General features: G+C 60.9%; 18 protein-coding genes and 1 pseudogene. 3 read left to right on the forward strand and 16 right to left on the reverse strand.

Annotated elements, in window-relative coordinates; genetic code table 11:
• The 4 genes and pseudogenes from AACY07_RS22150 to AACY07_RS22165 all read right to left on the reverse strand — a co-directional run.
• Positions 1-312, reverse strand: a pseudogene (locus tag AACY07_RS22150) (lipase family protein); the annotation flags it as partial.
• On the reverse strand, positions 309-1,106 hold the full coding sequence (locus tag AACY07_RS22155; RefSeq protein WP_339477674.1) for a hypothetical protein: 798 nt from the start codon (positions 1,104-1,106) through the stop codon (positions 309-311). The gene AACY07_RS22155 and the pseudogene AACY07_RS22150, both read right to left, overlap by 4 nt.
• Positions 1,103-1,951 (reverse strand): DUF4123 domain-containing protein, encoded by an 849-nt coding sequence (locus AACY07_RS22160; RefSeq protein WP_339477677.1) that lies wholly within the window; start codon positions 1,949-1,951, stop codon positions 1,103-1,105. The genes AACY07_RS22155 and AACY07_RS22160 overlap by 4 nt, the downstream gene beginning before the upstream one ends.
• The gene (locus AACY07_RS22165; protein WP_339477680.1) at positions 1,948-2,073 is read right to left on the reverse strand and encodes a hypothetical protein; all 126 of its coding nucleotides are present in this window, start codon (positions 2,071-2,073) and stop codon (positions 1,948-1,950) included. Before AACY07_RS22165 ends, AACY07_RS22160 begins: the two co-directional genes overlap by 4 nt.
• Before the next feature lie 235 nt (positions 2,074-2,308).
• On the opposite strand from AACY07_RS22165, the gene AACY07_RS22170 reads away from it, so the two are divergent.
• Both AACY07_RS22170 and AACY07_RS22175 read left to right on the forward strand, forming a co-directional pair.
• Positions 2,309-3,172 carry a LysR family transcriptional regulator gene (locus AACY07_RS22170; protein WP_219261332.1) on the forward strand — a complete coding sequence of 288 codons (864 nt, stop codon included), beginning with the start codon at positions 2,309-2,311 and terminating at the stop codon, positions 3,170-3,172.
• 92 nt (positions 3,173-3,264) lie between these two features.
• Complete coding sequence (locus AACY07_RS22175; RefSeq protein ID WP_339477682.1) at positions 3,265-4,509, forward strand: D-mannose isomerase; 1,245 nt, start codon at positions 3,265-3,267, stop codon at positions 4,507-4,509.
• Between the two features lie 280 nt (positions 4,510-4,789).
• Here the strand turns inward: AACY07_RS22175 and AACY07_RS22180 are convergent, their stop codons facing one another.
• From AACY07_RS22180 to AACY07_RS22205, 6 genes are all read right to left on the reverse strand, one after another.
• Positions 4,790-7,225, reverse strand: a complete 2,436-nt coding sequence (locus AACY07_RS22180; RefSeq protein ID WP_339477683.1) for a TonB-dependent siderophore receptor — start codon at positions 7,223-7,225, stop codon at positions 4,790-4,792.
• Between the two features lie 100 nt (positions 7,226-7,325).
• Complete coding sequence (locus AACY07_RS22185) at positions 7,326-8,303, reverse strand: FecR family protein (RefSeq protein WP_339477685.1); 978 nt, start codon at positions 8,301-8,303, stop codon at positions 7,326-7,328.
• Positions 8,300-8,800, reverse strand: coding sequence for a sigma-70 family RNA polymerase sigma factor (locus AACY07_RS22190; protein ID WP_133079707.1), 501 nt, complete (start codon positions 8,798-8,800; stop codon positions 8,300-8,302). The genes AACY07_RS22185 and AACY07_RS22190 overlap by 4 nt, the downstream gene beginning before the upstream one ends.
• Before the next feature lie 174 nt (positions 8,801-8,974).
• On the reverse strand, positions 8,975-9,721 hold the full coding sequence (locus AACY07_RS22195; protein ID WP_133079701.1) for an SDR family oxidoreductase: 747 nt from the start codon (positions 9,719-9,721) through the stop codon (positions 8,975-8,977).
• A gap of 66 nt (positions 9,722-9,787) precedes the next feature.
• Complete coding sequence (locus tag AACY07_RS22200) at positions 9,788-11,884, reverse strand: putative bifunctional diguanylate cyclase/phosphodiesterase (RefSeq protein WP_339477689.1); 2,097 nt, start codon at positions 11,882-11,884, stop codon at positions 9,788-9,790.
• Positions 11,885-11,966: 82 nt separating this feature from the next.
• Positions 11,967-12,875: a LysR family transcriptional regulator gene (locus tag AACY07_RS22205; RefSeq protein ID WP_339477692.1), complete on the reverse strand. Its 909-nt coding sequence runs from the start codon at positions 12,873-12,875 to the stop codon at positions 11,967-11,969.
• 162 nt (positions 12,876-13,037) lie between these two features.
• Here AACY07_RS22205 and AACY07_RS22210 point away from each other — a divergent pair, with 162 nt between their 5' ends.
• A complete protein-coding gene (locus tag AACY07_RS22210) occupies positions 13,038-14,570 on the forward strand; it encodes an MFS transporter (protein ID WP_339477694.1) in 1,533 nt (510 codons plus the stop codon).
• A 28-nt stretch (positions 14,571-14,598) separates the two neighbouring features.
• On the opposite strand, the gene AACY07_RS22215 is transcribed toward AACY07_RS22210, so the two are convergent.
• From AACY07_RS22215 to AACY07_RS22240, 6 genes are all read right to left on the reverse strand, one after another.
• The gene (locus tag AACY07_RS22215) at positions 14,599-15,807 is read right to left on the reverse strand and encodes an acetyl-CoA C-acyltransferase (protein WP_339477697.1); all 1,209 of its coding nucleotides are present in this window, start codon (positions 15,805-15,807) and stop codon (positions 14,599-14,601) included.
• Positions 15,808-15,816: 9 nt separating this feature from the next.
• The gene (locus AACY07_RS22220; protein WP_133079696.1) at positions 15,817-16,287 is read right to left on the reverse strand and encodes a MaoC family dehydratase; all 471 of its coding nucleotides are present in this window, start codon (positions 16,285-16,287) and stop codon (positions 15,817-15,819) included.
• Between the two features lie 10 nt (positions 16,288-16,297).
• A complete protein-coding gene (locus tag AACY07_RS22225; RefSeq protein WP_003446457.1) occupies positions 16,298-17,083 on the reverse strand; it encodes an SDR family oxidoreductase in 786 nt (261 codons plus the stop codon).
• Positions 17,084-17,171: 88 nt separating this feature from the next.
• Entirely contained in the window at positions 17,172-18,050 is an 879-nt protein-coding gene (locus AACY07_RS22230) for an SDR family oxidoreductase (RefSeq protein ID WP_219261322.1), read from the reverse strand.
• A 10-nt stretch (positions 18,051-18,060) separates the two neighbouring features.
• The gene (locus tag AACY07_RS22235; protein WP_133079694.1) at positions 18,061-19,212 is read right to left on the reverse strand and encodes an acetyl-CoA C-acetyltransferase; all 1,152 of its coding nucleotides are present in this window, start codon (positions 19,210-19,212) and stop codon (positions 18,061-18,063) included.
• A 3-nt stretch (positions 19,213-19,215) separates the two neighbouring features.
• Positions 19,216-20,274 (reverse strand): acyl-CoA dehydrogenase family protein, encoded by a 1,059-nt coding sequence (locus AACY07_RS22240; RefSeq protein ID WP_339477701.1) that lies wholly within the window; start codon positions 20,272-20,274, stop codon positions 19,216-19,218.

Below are 20,274 nucleotides of genomic sequence, written 5' to 3' on the forward strand. Positions count from 1 at the left end.
GATGGGTAGGGGGTAGTGATCTCTTCCACTTAAAACTGTGTAGGTTTTCTCGCGTCCCTGATAGGGCTGATTCAGCGTCAGCACCACAGGGCCGCAGTAGTGGTTTTCCACTTTCCCGGAGCCTGTCGCATCCAGCTTGCCGGTGTAGATAATGTCTTCGTAGTCGATGATCTGATAGGTCAGCCCGGCATAAGGTTGTCCATCCCCGAACTCGTCCACTAACTGAAAACTGGTCGAGTGTTCCCGTAAAGGGCAAGCGTGAATTGTGCCATCCATGGATGACCTGTCACGTTCTGGCAGTGCACGGATCATGGGGTCACCTCCTTGTTTTCGGTACAACCGGGGTAAATGGTGCAGGTGTCGCGACCATCCGGCATGCGAAAGGTGCTGAAGTCTTTGTAATTGCCATAGCAAAAGGCATGTTGGTCTTCAAAATTGTCTCCCATACAGCGTTTCCATCCACCGGGCACCTTGACCCAGGTGTCCTTCATGTAAGGTCTTTCCTCATCGGCCAACTTGATCTTCAGTTTCACGGTTTTGCCCGGTAGCTGATCAAGGGTGTACGCGGCGAACGGACGACCTTTGGTGACATTGCCCTGGGCATCGGTGTTTTTGCAGGAGAGGATTTTTCTTAGAATTCGAGTTTTACCCGAGGTCCGAAATAACCACTGGCACTGCCCCGAAATCTGGCTTTCGCCAACAGCATTGAAGGAGCCTTTGTCGCGAGCGTCGAGATAATCGCGCACCGCAATAAACCCGGAGTCACCACCAAAATCCCCTCGGTCTTTCCCATACGCCGCGTTGATATCGAGTTGAATGCTGTACAGCACCAACTCGCAGCCTTTGCGGGTGCGGTGTATTTCAATCTGCGCATCAGGCTTGTATTCAGTTCGCCACTCGCGGTTGAACTGCTGTTTCACATTGTTATACCTGCCCAGGTTGCAAGATTGACCGGGGACAGGTACGTAGGTCACTTTCGCGACATAGGCAAAACCCGGTGGAATGTCGGCAGTAAGGGTAAAAGTGTCGGACTTTCCTGTGGCTGAGCAGCCGCCAGTCAGGGCCAGGCAACTGCCAAGAATTAAACGGTGAATAACGCGTTTCATATGGGGCCATCTCCCTGCCAATACAGCGCTTGCTGATAAACCCGGTCAAAGTGCATCGCCGGAGTTTCGTTTGGCCGGGGTAGCCAGTTTTTGGGTGGGTTGGAATCCGGCGCCTGCAAGCTTTGCATCAGCAAAAAGTGAATGCTGTCGGGTCCCTGCCAGCCCCAGGTGTGCGCCAGGTCGAGCTGGCCCCGTAGCCAGGCATCAATGTCTTGTTCTCGGGCCAGATCGAGCAACGTGTCGAGGTGCTCGCGGACCAGGTAACGGCGCGTATTGTCGAACTGTATGCCCATGAAGGTTTCTTCAGGCGTAGGGGTATGGCACCAGGCGGGGTCTGTGGGCAGGGGATAAATACCCGGATCAGGGTTGTCGGTAACAGTCCACTGCTCAGCCTGCCAATAACACACGCTGGTCATGAGGCCGAGGTACTCCGCACGCTGCTCGGGTTGCAGGTAGGCCAGTGCACGCCCCAGTACGCGGTTATCGTGAAAGCGATAAAGCGCTTGGTTCGGCCGCTCACCGGTCACCAGACGCTTCTGCCAATGGGCGGTCAACGCATCGAGGTCAGCGCTTGCGGCGCTGGCAAGCCAGCCCCAGTGACGGTCCGGTGTCTTGAACAGGGCCTGAAGGGCCGAATGCTCAACCGTATCCAACCGGAAGAGGTAGGGGGCAACGTTCGCCAATGAATCAGCAGGTGTTCCCCTGTACAGATTGCGGTAGTGATCGACGCCCAGCTCACTGATCAACCCATTGCGCTCGTCCAGTTGGCCATCAGAATCCAGTACCAGGTAAAAGTGTCGTCCCTGCCGGGTTTGCTCTTGCAACCATTGCTCAAGGGTACTCATGCACTCTCTCCAATGTTGAAGCAGCTGATGGTTTCAGCGCCATCAAAAGCCAGGACCTTGAAGGCGTTGCAAACAGAAGGGATCAGTAACGTGAAATGCGCAGCATTGACCGGCGCGAACATAGGCTTGTCCTTAAGCTGGGAGATAAAGGAGGCGTTGCGATACCTGAGCCTGAACAGGCTCAAAAGTGCGGCGCAAAGCTAGCAGGGCGGCAAACTGATTGATGTAAGACGCTTCCTAAAGAAGGAGAGAGTTTTCCTTTCCGGCACATGCAGAAACCCGCTCCCGCAGAGGTTTGAGGGTGAGCAGCAGCCTGTTCTCCCTTACACTGAACGCCCCTTGCTCACTGGCGCGTTTATGGACCTCGACCTGGCTCGCACCTTTCTTGAAATCGTTCGCTACGGCAGCCTGGTCGGCGCTGCCGAAAAACTGCATGTCACCCAGACTGCCGTGACCGCGCGGGTGCACAAGCTCGAAAGCCTGCTGGGCGTGACCCTGTTTATTCGCAATCGCGCAGGCGCCAGGCTGACCCCCGAGGGCGAGGCGTTTGTGGTGTACGCCAATCAATTGCTGCAGACCTGGGAAGCCGCCCGCCGAGACCTGCCACGACCCGAAGGCCTGCATCAGTTGCTGCACATCGGCGGTGAAGTCAGCCTGTGCAATCCGCTGATCCTGAACTGGGCCAAAGTCCTGCGCCAACACCTCACCACCCATGCCCTGCGCATACAGATCAGCGACGCCGAGCAGTTGCTGCGCCAGGTTGAAATGGGCCTGCTGGACGCGGCACTGGTCTATCAACCCGCCTACTGGCCCGGGGTACAGGTGGAGCAGTTACTGGAAGAAAAACTGATCCAGATTCGCCGCCCCGAGCAGCCCGAACCCTATGTGTACATCGAATGGGGCGAGGACTTTCGCCGCCAGCATGATGCCGCCCTCCCCGACAAGGCGCGGGCAGCCATCAGCTTCAACCTGGGGCCGGTGGCGCTGCATTACATTCTGGAAAACGGCGGCAGCGGCTATTTCCGCACACGGGTGGTCAAGAGCTACCTGGACAGCGGCGCGCTGGAACGCGTCCCGAAAGCCCCCGAATTCAGCTACCCCACTTACCTCGTGTACTCACGGGAAAGGGACTGCGCCGCCTTGCAACACGCCATCGCGCTGTTGCGCGAGATCGTCAAGCAAGACAGCGACTGGTCGCAGCGCTGGGAGCCGGAAATTTAAGCCAGTGCCCCCGAGATGAAAGCTTTCAGCTTTATGCCCGATCCCTTAGTCTGCGAGCGTTGAATAACGAATAAGAACACTACAGGTGGCACATGACCGACCTCACCCGGACCAACGAAAGCTGGCTCACCAGCGCACCCCATCAACAGTGGCTGCGCGATCAGGGCCAGTCACTGCTGGACTTCGCCAAGGCGGCGCGCGTGCCATCTGGCTTCGCCCAACTGGACCGGTTTGGACGACGACCGGATGATGCCCCGGCTGACACCATCACCACGGCACGCATGGTGCACAGCTTTGCCCTTGCCCATATTCAAGGCCTGCCCGGCTGCGCCCCGCTGATCGACCACGGCCTGGCAGCACTGGCCGGCCCCCTGCGCGATGCGGTGCGGGGTGGCTGGTTTGCCACCCCCAACGCCCAGGATGGCAATACCCGCAAAGCCGCGTACCTCCATGCTTTTGTAGCCTTGGCCGCCAGTTCCGCAGCGGTCGCCGGACGGGGCGGCTCAGCCGAGCTGCTGGGTGATGCCGTGCAGGTCCTCGAAAACCATTTCTGGTCGCAAGAAGAAGGCGCCTTGCTGGAAAGCTTTGCCAGCGACTGGAGTGACTGCGAGGCCTATCGCGGGGCCAACAGCAACATGCATGGCACCGAAGTCTTTCTGGCCCTGGCCGATGTGCTCGATGAAGACCTGTGGCTCGATCGTGCCTTGTGCATTGCCGAGCGGGTCATCCACCAGCATGCCGCGCAGTCCGACTACCTGCCCGTCGAACATTTCGATGCCCTGTGGCAACCGTTGCCCGACTACAACCGCGACAACCCGGCAGATGGCTTTCGTCCTTTCGGTAAAACCCCGGGGCACGCTTTTGAATGGGCGCGTTTGTTGCTGCACCTGGAGGCAGCCCGTAAACAGCGCGGCTTGTCGGCGCCCCAGTGGTTGCTCGAAGACGCACGCCAACTGTTCAACAGCGCGTGCAAACATGGCTGGAATGCCGATGGCGGCAGCGGAATCGTCTACACCCTGGACTGGAACAACCAGCCAGTGGTCCGCGAACGCCTGCACTGGACCCTCGCTGAAGCCGCAGCTGCGGCCGCAGCGTTGTTGCAACGCACCGACGAGCATGAGTACGAAGTCTGGTATCAAGCGTTCTGGGACTATATCGACCTGCACATGATCGATCGTGTGAACGGCAGCTGGCATCACGAACTGGGGGTCGACAACCAGCCTTCGGAAAACATCTGGCCCGGCAAGCCGGACCTTTACCATGCTTACCAGGCCACCTTGCTGCCCCGCCTGCCGCTAGCCATCAGCCTGGCCAGTGCACTCAAATTGCGCCGCTGAAAAACCCCGGGCTATAGCCGCTGAGGAGCGATCGCTAATGCAGACGCCTCGATGTCTCTGATAGATCGAGGCGTCTGCATCGCAGCCTTCGTTCCTCGGCAGCGACTACAGATTCGCCACGAACTCCGTGCTGTAGTCGCTGACGAGTGGAACGAGGCTGCGATCGAGCGCGAAGCGATCGCTAATGCAGACGCCTCGATGTCTCTGATAGATCGAGGCGTCTGCATCGCAGCCTTCGTTCCTCGGCAGCGACTACAGGTCGATGGCGATGGCAGTGACATCACCAGTCGTATTTGACTTCCAGCGCCGCCGTCCTTTGCTGCCCGTAGTAACAGCCGAAACTGTAGTTGCACGAGGACACGTACTCGCGATCAAACAGGTTCTGCACGTTGAGGCGGGTGCTGACCCCTTTCAGGCTCGAGTCCAGTGCCGCAAGGTCATAACTGAGCGTGGCGTCATACACCACAAACGAAGGCGTCTTGAAGGTGTTGGCCGAGTCGCCGAAGTTTTTCCCGGTGTAACGGGCACCGCCGCCCAGGGTCACGCCTTCAAACGCCTGCCCGGTAAAGTGATAGTCCGCCCACACACTGGCCGCCCACGGTGATTGAGCCTCGCTGCGGTTGCCTTCGTTGCCGTAGTTGGACTTGGTATAGATCACATCCAGATACGACACAGACGCGATCAGGTCGATATTGTTGAAGCTGCTTTTGCCTTCCACTTCAATGCCCCGCGACCTGACTTCACCTTCCTGGACTTGATATTCCAGATACTCAAGGTCGCCCGTGAGGACATTTTGCTGGGTGATTTCGAACACCGAGGCGGTGAGCAACGTGGTGTCATTGGGCTGGTACTTGACCCCCACTTCATATTGCTTGCCCGTCATCGGCTCGAATGCCTTGGCGCCACGGTCTGGCGCCGAGGTGCCCACTGACGGCAAGAACGACTCGGTGTAGCTGATGTAGGGCGCCAGGCCAAACGAGGTGACGTAGGTCAGGCCCACGCGGCCGGTGAATTTGTTGTCGTTTTGCGTCTCCCGGGAACGGGCCAGCAAATCGTTGTTTTCGACTTTTGCCCAGTCGTGGCGACCGCCAATGGTCAGGATAAAGTTATCCAGCTTGATCTGGTCCTGCACATACAGCCCGGTTTGCTTGACCCGGTTATCCCATTTCGTGGTCAGGGTCGGCACGCCCGTGGTGCGGTAGTTGGTCGGGTTGTAGAGATCGATGACTTCGCTGCCGGACAGGTTGTAGCCCTGATACTTGCGGGCGAACTGCCGGTAGTCCAGACCCACCAGCAAGGTGTGCTGCAGGGGGCCGGTGGTGAAGTCGCTTTGCAGATGGTTGTCGAAGCTGTACGAGCTGTTCTGCTGGCGCCAGTCGAGCTTGGTACGGCTGGCATGGGTGTCGGTGGCACCGTCCGGGGCCGTGACAAAACGGTTGAGGTAAAAACCCTTGTAGCGGTCATTGACGTCGATGTAGCTCAGGCTCTGGCGATACGTCATGACCTCGTTGAAGTCATGGGAAAACTGATACCCCACCACATATTGGTCGCGCTTGTAGTCGTTCCATTTCGAGTCGCCCAAAAACGTGTCGCGGTCGATCTTGTTGCCCTGGGAGTTGCGGTACAGGCTGCCCACTGCGGGCAAGGCCTGATAGTCGGCCAGGGCGTCATCGCGCTGCAACTGCGCATACAGTGTCAGTTCGGTGCTGTCATTGGGGGCCCAGGTGAAGCTGGGCGCCAGCAGCATGCGCGAGTCTTCGGTGTAGTCCACCTGCTCGCTGCCGGTATTGCCCACACCGATCAGCCGATAGCTCAGGGTTTTGGCATCGTCCAGCGGGCCGGTGGTATCAAAGGCCAGGTTGTAACGGTCAAAACTGCCGGTGCCGACCTTGACCTGATGCCTGGCCTCGGTGCCCGGACGCTTGGAGACCATATTGATCATCCCCCCCGGCTGGTTTTGCCCATACAGCACGGAGGACGGGCCCTTGAGCACTTCGATACGCTCCAGGGTGTAGGGATCGATCTGCGGGGTGCCGCCCAGGCTGCCGGCTGACGGCAGGTAGGCGCCATCGAGGTACAGCAGCGTGGGGGCAAAACCGCGACTGGTGATTTCATCAGCGATGGTGTTGCGATCGGTGTAGCCATTGGTGCTCACCCCCGGGGTGTAACGCAACGCTTGTGTCAGGTCGCGGGCGCCCTGCACCTGCACCTGATCAGCAGTGACCACGTTGATGGTCTGGGGGATCTCCAGAATCGGCGTGTCGGTTTTGGTCGCGGTGGCCGAACGGGTGGCGACAAAACCGTCAACGTGACCACGACCCTCTTCACTCACACGCGCCGACACGTTGGTCGCACCCAGGTTCAACGCGCCCGCCTCAGCCTGCGGGTAAACACTCAAGGCGCCGCTGTCGGTCACGCTCAGGCCCAGGCCACTGCCCGCCAGAGCACGTTCGGCAGCCTGTTGCGGTGTGTACATGCCGTTCACCGGCGCGGAGTTCCTGCCCTGCAGCAAGGCAGGCGCAATGGACAGGGTCAGGTTGCTGTCACGGGCGATCCGGCTCAGGGTCACGCCCAAAGGCGCGGCAGGCAGGTCAAAAAACCGAACGGCACTTTGCTCACTGTGCACCGCTTCAGCCACCGCACTTGGCAAGTGACCCGCAATGCTCAGGGTGATCGTCAGTGCCAGCAGGCAAGGTCTTAGCGGGGCATACGGCATGGGGCGTCCTTTCTCGTTGCAAGGTAGGCAGTTGTAACCTTGACCAACGAGCAAGGATTTCCCCTCACACTATTTGCAATTAATTCCCATTCGGCTGGTTTTACCGATTCACATCAATCAGGGTCAACCACGGCCCGTAACGCGTGACCTTGATCGGCAAGGTTTGCGCCAGCGCGCTCAGGGTTTGGGCGGTGTTGTCCAGGGGGAACACCCCGAACACCCGCACCCGTGCGGCCTCGGGACTGATGCGCAACACCCCCGTCTGGTAAGGCGCAAGCGCGTCGACCAGGGCTGACAACGGTTCGTCATGCAGTTCTACACGGCCGTGGAGCCAATCGGTCTGGCTACGGGACGTAGGGGTTTGCGGGTCAATCTGGCTGGCCGTGAAGGACACGGCCTGGCCGGTGTCTATACGCCGCTGCTGACCACCCAGGGTGTTCAGTTGCACACTGTGCTGTTGCACGCTGGCCAGGCTTTCGCCCGTCCCCTGACGCACCATAAAGCGCGTTCCAAGGGCCTGCACCTGGCCTTGGGCCGTGACCACCACAAACGGGCGCCCGGCATCAGCGGCCACCTCCACCTGCAACTCGCCTTCGCGCAGTCGCACGCGGCGCTGACCATCAGTGAACTCGATATCGACTGCGCTGCGGGCGTTGAGTGTGAGCAGGCTGCCATCCACCAGCTCGATGGTTTTGCGCTCACCGGTTGCCGTGTGCTGGTCGGCCATCAAGCCCGTCAGTGGGGTCACGCGATCCACCAGGCCCGCGGCCCCCAGGCCAAGCAGCAACAGTAACAGGCCGCCTTGCAGGGTCTTTTTACGCGCCGGCGAAGTCCCGGCCAACAGTGCCCGGCGTGCGGCCTGCAGTTGCCCGGGGCTGCGCCGCTCCACCGATTGCAAATCAGCCACAGGGGCTTTCAGAACGCCAGCCACCCGCTGCCATGCGGCCATGTTTTCGGGGCTTTCAGCCAGCCATGCCTTGAACACCTGCCGCTCCGAAGGGCAGGCTTGCCCGGACTCCAGGCGCAGCATCCAGTCAATGGCTGCACGGGTAATCGGATCAACCCTGGTTGTACTCATAGGACCGGCTCCGTTTGCCCCAGACAATGAACAAAGGCGCGACGCAAATCACGTTCGACCGTGGCCAGCGATACCCCCAACTGGTCAGCGATGGCTTGCTGGGGCATGCCTTCAAGGCGATTGAGCAAAAAGGCCCGCTTCACCCGTGACGGCAGCCCTTCAAGCACCCGGTCAATGGCTTCAATCGCCTCGCGAACCAGGGCAATGTCTTCGGCAGAAGGTGCATAGGCCTGGGGCAAATCGGCCAGTTGATCCAGATAGGATTGCTCGAGCTTGCGGCGACGCCACAGTGAACACAGCAAGCGGCGGGCGACGGTACTCAGATACGCCCTGGGCTCCTGGATACGCTCCAATTGCCGGGCGTCCCAGGCGCGCAGAAATGTGTCTTGGGTCAGATCAGCCGCATCCTGTGGGCAACGCACCTGTCGCGACAGCCAGCCGCGCAGCCACGCATGATTGTCGTGATACAGACTTGCCAACAGGCTTTTGGGGTCCACAGGGCTAGACACGATAGATAACCAGACTTAAATAGCAATAAGTCGCATTATCGTCGGATGGGAAGTAATTGCAAGTTACAAAACTTGTGGAAGTGGCTGGCTCACGACGGTCGCAACGGGACTGGCCAGAAACTGCGCGCCGCCCTCATCGCGAGCAAGCCCGCTCCCACAGACTCAGCGCCCGCCGCCCAGATCCAGAAAGGTGCCAGTGGTGTAGGAAGCCTTGTCCGAGAGCAGCCACACAATCGCTTCGGCCACTTCTTCGGGGCGCCCGCCGCGGCCCATCGGGATGATCGGTTCAAGTTTGCTGACCCGACCCGGATCGCCGCTCAGGGCGTGAAAGTCGGTGAAGATATAGCCGGGGCGCACTGCATTGACCCGGATCCCCTCACCCGCCAGTTCCTTGGACAAGCCCAGGGTGAAGGTGTCGAGCGCGCCCTTGGAGGCCGCGTAGTCGACGTACTCACCCGGCGAACCCAGGCGCGATGCCACCGACGACACATTGACGATATTGCCGCCCTGCCCGCCGTAGCGTGGCGACATGCGCAGCACCGCGTGCTTGGCACACAGGATGGGGCCCAGCACGTTGGTTTTCAGGGTATGCATGATGCGCAGTTCGGTGAGCTCGTCGACCCGTGACTTGAGCCCCACGGTGCCCGCGTTGTTGACCAGCGCCGTGACCGGCCCCAACTGCTCGTCGACTTCAAGAAACAGGCGAATGATTTCATCTTCGTCACTCACATCGGCACGCACCGCGATGGCTTTTGCGCCCAGGGCACGAACCTGCGCCAGCACCTCATGGGCTGCCGCATCATCCGTCAGGTAATTGATGCAAATCCGATAACCCTGTTGCGCCGCCAGCACGGCGGTGGCGGCACCTATGCCGCGGCTGCCGCCGGTGATCACGATGACTTTATCCATAAATACGTGCTCCCCTTACTACGATCCAAGTCTGGGGGGCAGAATAACCGCGAAGGCTTTAGTTTGTCAGGTCAGTGTCGATTTTCTGTCCGTGACGGGCTCGGCGCGATGGATTTCATGCATGAATTGCTCGGCAGGCAGAGGCTGGCCCAACAGAAAACCCTGCAGCGAATCGCAGCCCAGGGTAGTCAAAAAGCTTTGCTGGGTATCAGTTTCCACACCTTCGGCCACAATCCGCAGCCCCAGTGCCTGGCCCAGCGCAACAATGGCCGACACAATTGCCGCATCGTCGCTGTCATGCTCCAGGTCACGAACAAAACCACGGTCGATCTTCAATTCATTGGCCGGCAGACGCTTGAGGTACATCAGGCTGGAGTAGCCGGTGCCGAAGTCATCAATGGACAGGTCCACGCCCATCTGCGAAAGGCGCTGCAGCACCACCATGCTTGCATCGGCGTCGCTCATGGCGGTGGTTTCGGTGATTTCCAGGGTCAGGCTGTTGGCTGGCAACCGATGCCGTTCCAGCGCCTCGACGACGCTGTCGACCAGCCCCGTGTGGCAGAACTGCAATGCCGACAGATTGACCGCAATGCGCCAGCCGCTATAACCCTGATCGAACCACACGCGCATCTGGCGGCACGCCTCGTTAAGCACCCAATCGCCAATAGGGATGATCAGCCCGGTTTTCTCCGCGAGGTCGATAAAGCTCTCCGGCAACAACAAACCCTGCTGCGGATGCTCCCAGCGCAACAAGGCCTCGGCACCTACCGGCTGGCCAGTGCTGGCGTCAAACTTGGGCTGGTAATGCAAACGGAACTGTTGCAGCACCAGGGCCTGACGCAGGTCTTGCAGCAGTTGCAATTGTTTGCGGGCGTTGAAGTTCATCGAGGCATCGAAAAAACTGTAGCCATTTTTGCCCGTGCCCTTGGCGTGATACATCGCCGCATCGGCGTTCATCAGCAGCTCTTCGGCGCTCAGACCGTTACCGGGATACAGCGCGATGCCGACACTCGCGGAAATCAGCAAATCATGCTCGTCGACCCGGAACGCCTTGGACAACAGACTGACCTGGCGCGCCGCCACTTGCGGGGCATCGTCCGGCTCAAGCAGGCGCACCAGCAACACAAATTCATCGCCACCGATTCGCGCCAGGGTGTCCTGGCTGCGCAACTGCTCGCGCAAGCGCAACGCCACTTCACGCAACAGGCGGTCGCCCAGGTGATGACCAAAAGCGTCGTTTACCGGTTTGAAACCATCGAGGTCGATAAACATCAGCGAGAAGCATCCGCCCTGCTCCGTCACCTTGCTCATCGCCTGACCGATGCGGTCAGCCAGCAGGATACGGTTAGGCAACCCGGTCAGGGTGTCGTGCAGCGCCAGTTGCGTAAGCTCCTCATTGGCCAGGGTCAAAGAGTCGGCAAGGACAGCGGTACGGGCATTGAGCCGGTCATCAAAAACCGAGGTCAACAGAGCAATCACCAGCACGGCCAGGCTGGACACCAGCACCAGGTTATCCAGCCCCTTGCCGCTCAAGCCATCCACGGCGGCCCCGCAAAAACTGCCAATGGGAAAATTCGCCGCCGCCATGCCGGTGTAATGCATACCGACAATGGCCAGCCCCATGATGACCGCAGCCCCTCCCCGGATCAGACGCACATAAGGGGTTTTCTTGCGCAGGCGAAACGCAATCGACAGCGCGGCGGCAGAAGCGCCTACCGCGATCAGCAACGACAGGGCAAACAGCGTCGGGTCGTAATCAATCCCCGGCTGCATGCGCAACGCCGCCATGCCGCTGTAGTGCATGGCACTGATGCCCGCCCCCATGATCAAGGCGCCGAACAACAATTGCAGTGCCGGCAAGCGCGGCTGACTGACCAGCCACAAGGCAAAGCCTGACGACAGGATAGCCACCAGCAAAGACCACAGGGTAAGCCCCAGGTCGTACCCCAGGGTCAGCGGCAACTCCAGCGCAAGCATCCCGATAAAGTGCATCGACCACACGCCAAACCCCATGGCCAGTGCCCCGCCACCGATCCATAGATACACGGCCCGGCCCCTGGCAGTGGCAATACGACCGCTCAGATCAAGGGCGGTGTACGACGCCAGAATGGCAACACACAGGGAGATAAAAACCAGCGAGGGAGAGTAGCTTGCAGAAACCATGGACCTTCTCGTAAGCGGGTGCCGAACAGCATCCATGCCCGGTAAAGGGGCGCGATTGTACTGCTTCCAGACGCTAACGCACCTATGAATGCGACGAAATCCTGCTGGCCTGTTGTTCGTGCGCACTGACGCGCTTTACCTGTTCGATATAACGCGTCACCGCCGCCGACTTTTCAAATCGACGGTAGATCAACGACAGCCACGACTGCGCCTCACACCCTTCAATCGACCGGTAAATGACATTGGGCAGGCTGATATGACCGACCACTGATTCAGGGACCACCGCCACGCCCTGACGCAGCGAAACCAGGGCAATCACAGCCACCAGCCCTCCCGGCTGGGGCCCCAGCGCGGGGGCAAAGTCGCCTTGGGCAGCCACCTGCAACGTACCGCTGATTTGCTCCGGCAAAATAAACGTCTCGTTTTGCAGATGCTGCGCACTGACGCTTTTAAGACGCGCCAGCCAGCTGTCTGCGGCCAGGGCGAGAACAAATCCCTCGGCCTTGAGACGAATCGCCTCCAGCCCCTCGGGCAAGGTCATGGGTGAGCGCACATAACCCAGATCGAAGCGGCCCTCAGCGACCATCACCGGCAAACTGGCCATCGGTGCTTCGCGCACACTCAAACTGACCTCGGCGCATTCATTGGAAAACCCCTGCACCTGCTGCTGCAAAACCCCTGAGTACACGGCCGACGCCACGTAACCCAGTTCGATATGGCCTGTCTCTCCACGCCCGGCCCGCTGGGCATTGCGCTGGGCCAATTCAAACTGGCGCACCGTGGCCTGCGCCTCGGGCAACAAGGCCCGCCCAGCTTCGGTCAGGCTGACCTGTCGCTGCTGGCGCACAAACAGGCGCACGCCCAGGGCGCTTTCAAGGTCCTGGATTTGCCGCGTCAAGGTCGGCGGCGCAATGCCCAGTACTTCTGCGGCCCGGGTGAAATTGCCCTGCCGGGCAACGGCCAGGAAATAACGGAAATGGCGTATGTCCATAGCAGCATTAGCTCAAAGGTAATGAAGTTCGGGTTTCAGGCTAACAAGCACCGCAGTGCCCGCCCCTACACTGGGGCCATCGCCGCACTGAAGAGACGTGAGCATGACCGTAAAATTAATTGCCTGCAAAGTAATGCTTGAACCGGGCCAGGGGCTAAAACGATGAAAGCTGTCAGCCCGCGCCTCACCCTGCTCACGGCCAGCGGGGTGTGTTCACTCATCGTGCTCGACACCAACATCGTCGCCGTCACCCTGCCCAGCATCGCCCGGGATCTGGGGGCCAGCTTTGTCGATATCGAATGGGTCGTCAGCGCTTACATGCTGGCGTTTGCTGCCCTGCTGTTGCCGGCCGGGAGCATTGCCGATCGCTTCGGTCGTAAAAAGACCCTGCTGTGGGGCTTGAGTATTTTCATCCTTGCGTCCCTCGGCTGCGGCGCGGCGCCCAACAGCCTGCTGCTGGAAATCGCCCGCGCCGTAAAAGGCGTGGGCGCGGCCCTGCTGCTGACCTCGGCGCTGGCCTCGATCGGGCATGCCTTTCACGATGAGGTCGAACGGGCCAAAGCCTGGGCCTTCTGGGGTGCCTGCATGGGGGTGGCCATGACGGCGGCGCCCACCCTTGGCGGGCTGATCACCCAATACCTGGGCTGGCGCTGGATCTTTTACCTCAACCTGCCGGTTGGCCTGCTGCTGATGCTGCTGGTCAGGCATGCCATCGCTGAATCCCGCGACCCGCAATCGGCCCGACTCGACCCCTGGGGCAGCCTGGCCTTCAGCGCCAGTCTGGTGTGCCTGATCTGGGGCCTGATCGAAGCCAATCGCATTGGCTGGAACGCCCCGCTGACCTATGCCCGGATAAGTGCCGGCGTGCTGTTGCTGGTTCTGTTTGTGTTGATCGAATCACTGCAGCGTCGCCCCATGATTGACCTGCAACTGTTTCGCCATCCGCGCTTTATCGGCGCCCTGCTGGGCATGTTTGCCTATGCGGGCTGCGCTCAGGTGATGATGACCTTGCTGCCGTTCTATCTGCAAAACGGCCTGGGCTTGAGCGCTGTCACTTCGGGCCTTGGGATGTTGCCGTTTGCCCTGGCCATGCTGCTCTGCCCGCGTATCGGCGCCCGCCTGGCGTCCCGTTACAGCCCTGCCAGCATGATGGCCGCCGGTTTGACCCTGGTAGGTTGCGGCAACCTGCTCAGTGCCTGGGCGGTGGATCATGGCGGCTACCTGAGCTTTGCGCTGACCACTGCGGTAACGGGTGCCGGGGCGGGTTTGCTCAATGGCGATACGCAGAAAAACATCATGGCCTGCGTGCCTCGTGACCGTGTGGGGATGGCGTCCGGCATGAGTACCACCATGCGCTTTAGCGCCATTGTGCTGGCCATCGGCGTATTTGGAGCCCTGCTGGGAAGCCACACCGAGCAACACTTGCACGCCAGCCTCAAGCAGGACGCCGGGCAGTGGCTGGGGCAAAGCCACTTCATTGCTTCGCGGGTAGTGGCCGGTGACATGCCGGGGGCGCTCAGCCAACTGCCACTGGAGGCACACGCACAGATCCAGTCGTTGGCGACCAGCGCCTTTGTGGCGGGGTTTAGCCTGGTCTTGTGGGTGGCGGGGGTGATGGGGCTTCTGGGCGCCCTGGTGGTGGGCACGCTGATGCGCAATCCGATACCGCAATCACGCCTGGCCATAACCCGATAGCCGCCGCACCCCCGCGATCAAAAGCGCTTCAATCCAGCTCGAACAACCCGGCAGCCCCCATGCCGCCGCCGATGCACATGGCGACCACGACAAACCGGGCGCCACGGCGGCGGCCTTCGAGCAGGCTGTGGCCCACCATCCGGGCTCCCGACATGCCGAACGGATGACCAATGGAAATCGCCCCGCCGTTAACGTTCAGGCGGTCGTTGGGGATCTGCAGAAAGTCGCGGCAGTACACCACCTGGCAGGCGAACGCTTCGTTGATCTCCCACAGGTCAATGTCCGATACGGTCAGGCCAAACCGCTTGAGCAGTTTTGGAATCGCGAACACCGGGCCAATCCCCATTTCTTCCGGCGCACAGCCACTCACCGCGATCCCGCGATACACACCCAATGCTTCGATCCCGCGCTGTTTGGCTTCGGCACGGCTCATCATCAAGACCGCCGAGGCGCCATCGGAGAACTGCGAGGCGTTGCCCGCCGTGATGAATTCCCCCTGCTGGACCCATTTACCGTCCTTCCAGACCGGCTTGAGTGCCACCAGATCCTCAAGGGTGGTGGACGGACGATTGCATTCGTCGCGATCCGCGATCACGTCCTGATAACCGCTGGGCTTGCCTTCTTTGTCAAAGCACAGCTTGCGCGCAGCCAGCGGGACGATTTCGTCACCGAACAGACCACCCGCCTGGGCAGCGGCAGTGCGCTGCTGGCTTTGCAGGGAATACTGGTCCTGTACTTCACGGCTGATGTTGTAGCGGCGAGCCACGATTTCAGCGGTTTCGAGCATCGGGATATAGGCCGTGGGCATGCATTCAAGCACCGCCTCGGACTGTGCACGGTAGGTGTTTTTGTACTTGTTCTGGGTCAGGGACAATGACTCCACACCACCGGCCACGGCGATCGACATTTCGCCGGTCATGATGCCTTTGGCAGCCACCCCGATACTCATCAGGCCCGAGGCGCACATGCGGTCAATCGCCATGCCCGGCACGGTATTGGGCAGGCCGCCGGTGTTGGCACACAAGCGTCCGATGTTGTAGCCCTGGGTGCCTTGCTGGGCGGCGGCGCCCATGATCACGTCTTCCACCGAGCCCGGTTCTATCCCGGCGCGCTCGACGACGGCGCGTACCACGTGCCCGCCCAGCACCGGCGCTTCCGTGTCGTTGAACGAGCCCCGGAAAGACTTGGTCAAGGCAGTTCGGGCCGTGGATACAATCACAACGTCATTCAGGTTCATGTTCAGGGCTCACTTCTCAATAGGGTTGAAGGTGTAACGGCTGATGGTGTCCACCACGCAGCCGGGGCGCTCGCTGCCCTCGATCTCGACACTGATGCGAACCACTGCCTGCAATGCCTGGCCCAGTGCCTCGACCTCCACGATCTGGCCATGCCCGCGCACCCGCGAACCGACCTTGACCGCAGCCGGAAAGCGCAACCGGTCACTGCCGTAATTGACACCCATTGCCAGGTTTTCGAACTGCATCAGTTGCGGCATAAACAGATTGGCCAGTGCCAGGGTCAGGTAGCCGTGGGCAATGCAAGCACCGAACGGCCCCTTGGCTGCACGCTCAGGGTCAACATGGATCCACTGGTGATCGCCCGTGGCCTCGGCAAACAGGTTGATCCGCTCCTGGGTCAGCACAAGCCAGTCGGTGTGCCCCAGGTCTTGGCCACGTGCGGCGAGCAACTGCCCGGCGCTGCTAAATAGCGTACTCATGGTGTGATCCTCAGGCCTGTTGCGAGCTGACAGGCAGCACTTCGCCAACCATGTATGAGGCGTAATCGCTGGCCAGGAACACCATGACGTTGGCCACTTCCCACACTTCAGCGGCGCGACCGAAGGCTTCGCGGCTGGTCAGTTGCTCCAGCAGTTCACTGCTGGAGGCTTTTTTCAGGAAGTCATGCAAGGCAATGGACGGCGCCACGGCATTGATCCGCACCCCGCTCTCGGCCGCTTCCAGCGCACTGCAACGGGTCAGAGCCATGACCCCGGCCTTGGCGGCGGCGTAATGAGCCTGTTCTTTCTGCGCCCGCCACCCCAGCACCGAGGCGTTGTTGACGATGGCCCCGGCGCCACGGCGCTCCATGTGCGGAAGCATGGCGCGGGTCATGCGCATGGTGCCGGTCAGGGTGATATCCAGCACGGAGGACCACTGTTGATCGGTCATTTCGGTGAGGCGTACCTGGCCGCCAAGACCTGCGTTATTGATCAGCACATCGACCCCGCCCAAGGCTTCTTCAGCGGCGGCGACCAACGCTTGTACATCGGCTTCGACGGTGACGTTGCACAGCTGGCCGTACACCGCCTGCAATCCGGTTTCCGCCTTGAGACGCTCGACCGCTTCTTCGAGGCGGCGCGGATGAATATCGGAAATCATCAAGGCGCGGCAGCCTTCTTCGGCGCAGCGTTTGGCAGCGGCATAACCGATACCTGCGCCAGCGGCGGCGGTGATCAAGATCGACTTGCCCGCGAGCAACTGGTGACCGGGCACGTAAGGAGGCGCTTGTCTCATGGTTTAAATCTCTGGTTAAAACGATAGCCCCGCTGTGGGAGCGTAATTAAGAGCAACGCGGCTCAAGTGTGGGAGCGGGCATCACTCGTCAGCTGCCCCACACCCTTTGCGGTGCAGGTGCTTCTGCCAGGATCTGGCCCATGGCTACACCGACTTCTTCTGGCTGCAGTTGCGCACCCTTGTCGCGGGTCACGCCGGTGCGCCAACCATCGCCCACGGACAATCGCCCGCCCTGGCTTTCGATGATTTGCCCGGTCACATCCCCCGACAGTTCGCTGCCCAACCACACCACCAGCGGCGCAACGTTTTCCGGGGCCCAGGCGTCGAAAGCTCCGTCTTCGGGCTTTTTCACCAGGTCCGGCATCGCGCTCTCGGTCATCGAGGTGCGTGCCGCCGGGGCCAGGGCATTGGCGGTAACGCCGTAACGCGCCAGTTCAGCCGCCTGCACCAGGGTCAGCGCTGCAATGGCGCCTTTGGCAGCGCTGTAGTTGGACTGCCCGACCGAGCCCTGCAAGCCCGCTCCCGACGTGGTGTTGATGATTCTTGCGGCCACCGGCTGGCCGGCCTTGGCCAGGTCACGCCAGCGTTTGCCAAGGATGTTGGCCAGGCAGAAATGCCCCTTGAGGTGCACGCGCATCACGGCATCCCAATCGTCCTCGCTGAGGCTGATAAACATGCGGTCGCGCAAAATACCGGCGTTGTTGACCACCACATGCACTTCGCCGAATGCAGCTAGGGCGGCATCCACGATCTGTTGTGCCGTGGCCAGGGTGGTGATGTCATCCGCGTTGGCGATGGCCTGGCCACCTGCCTCGCGAATCTGCGCGACCACTTCTTCAGCGGCTTCGCGGCGAATATCGTTGACCACTACGTTGGCACCCTGCCCGGCGAAAGCCAGCGCATAGGCACGACCCAGTCCACCGCCCGCGCCCGTGATGATGACAGTACGTCCTGCACAAATTGCCATGTCAATGCTCCTAGAGGCGTTCAATAATCGTCACGTTGGCTTGCCCACCGCCTTCGCACATGGTCTGCAGGCCATAGCGGCCGCCGCTTTGCTCCAGCTGGTTAAGCAGGCTGGTCATCAACCGTGCCCCGCTGGCACCCAGTGGATGCCCCAAGGCAATTGCGCCGCCGTTGGCATTGGTTCTGGCGGGGTCAAAATCCAGTTCCTTGGCCCAGGCCATGACCACCGAGGCGAACGCTTCGTTGATCTCGACCCGGTCAATGTCAGCGATGTTCATGCCGGCTTTTTTCAGCGCGGCGCGGGTGGCGGCAATCGGCGCGGTCAGGTGCCAGATCGGGTCGTCGCCCAGCACCGAGAGGTGGTGGATCCGCGCCCGTGGTGTCAGGTTGTAGCGCTTGAGTGCCGCCTCAGAAACCACCAGCAAAGCGGCCGAGGCGTCGCAGGTCTGGCTGGAAACTGCAGCAGTGATCGACGGAAACTCGGCAGACACCGGCTCCAGCTCGGCCATTTTTGCCAGGCTGGTGTGGCGCGGCGTTTCGTCGTCCCATACCCCTTCACAGGGCACGATCTCGTTCACCAAACGGCGCCCGGCAATGGCATCCAGCGCCCGGCGATGGCTTTCAAGTGCGTAGGCTTCCATTTGCTGGCGGCTGATATTCCAGTGATCCGCAATGCGCTGGGCGGCGTAAAACTGGTTGACCGGCTGATCGCCAAAGCGCGCCCGCCACCCCTTGCTGCCGGAAAACGGGTCACTGAAACCCAGCGGCTGACCGGCCAGCATCGCCGACGAAATCGGGATCTGGGTCATGGTCTGTACGCCGCCTACGGCAATCACATCCTGGGTGCCACTCATCACGGCTTGCGCGGCAAAATGCAGCGCCTGCTGCGAGGAACCGCACTGGCGGTCGATGGTGGTGCCAGGCACGTTGAGTGGCAGCCCTGCGGCCAGCCAACTGGTGCGGGCGATATCACCGGCCTGGGAGCCGATGGTGTCGACGCAACCAAAAATCACGTCGTCATATTCGTCCGCCGGGATCTGGTTGCGCTCGACCAGTGCCTTGAGCACATGGGCACCCAGATCGATTGCATGGACATGGGCCAAACCGCCCTTGCGCTTGCCGGTAGGGCTGCGCAGCGCGTCAACAATATAGGCTTGGGGCATCGGTCAATCCTCGAACGTGTGACCGGGGCCCAGAGGCGCCGCGCCACTCAATACATACTCGGCCACACGGGTCTTGTGCAGCGCACGGTCGCCCCAGGCGCTGTCCAGTGCCCAGGCGCGTTTCATGAACATCTGCAGGTCGACTTCCCAGGTGTACCCCATCGCGCCATGTACCTGAATACCGTGGCGAGCCGCCAGCCAGCTTGCTTCACAGCTGGCCAGACGCGCCTGGGACACCCACACGGCTGCATTCGGTTCGTTGTGAGCCAGGGCGTAAGCGGCGCGATACAGCACCGGCTTGGCGAATTCGAGCTGGGTGGCAACGTCGGCCAGGTGGTGTTTGACCGCCTGAAAACTGCCGATCGGCTTGCCGAACTGTTTGCGCTGCGCGGCGTAATCCACCGACAGATCCAGCATGCGTTGCGCCAGCCCGAGCAACTGTCCGGCCACTGACAGCGCGCCACGGTTAAGCGTCTGCGACCACAGTTCACGACCCTGTTCGCCCTGCGCCACCCGCGTTGCAGCACAAGGTTGCCAGCTGACCTGCGCCAGACGCCGAGAGGCATCCAGGCTGCTGTGACCCTGGACATCCACCTGGCTGCGAGGTACGGCGTGAACCTCATCGCCATGGGCCAGCAGCAACAGATCAGCATGGGCGGCATCCGCCACCAGCGGATTGACCGGGTGCCCGATGGCAACCCGCAAGCTGCCATCGGCTATACCTTCCAGCCACTCGCCGCGCTGGGCAACGCTCTCGGGCAAGCCCGCGATCAGGGCGCTGGCCACATAAGCGGTATCGGCCAGCGAATCAGGTATGGCGTAGTAACCCAACTCCTGCGTCATCAAGGCCCAGGCCACGTCATCCATGCCCAGACCACCAAAGGCTTCAGGAATCGACAGTGCCGTAAGGCCCTGCTCGGCAATTTTGTTGCGCAGATCCGGGGAACGGCCGACATCGGTTTCCCAGATTTCACGGAGCATTTCCGGCGCGGCTTCAGTCATCAGAAAACGGCTGATGGCTTCGCGGAAGGTTTGCTGGTCATCGGTAAAGGTAAAGTCCAT

Origin of the sequence: Pseudomonas sp. RL_5y_Pfl2_69 (assembly GCF_963970465.1) — a bacterium.
In the GTDB taxonomy this organism is placed as follows: Bacteria; Pseudomonadota; Gammaproteobacteria; order Pseudomonadales; family Pseudomonadaceae; genus Aquipseudomonas.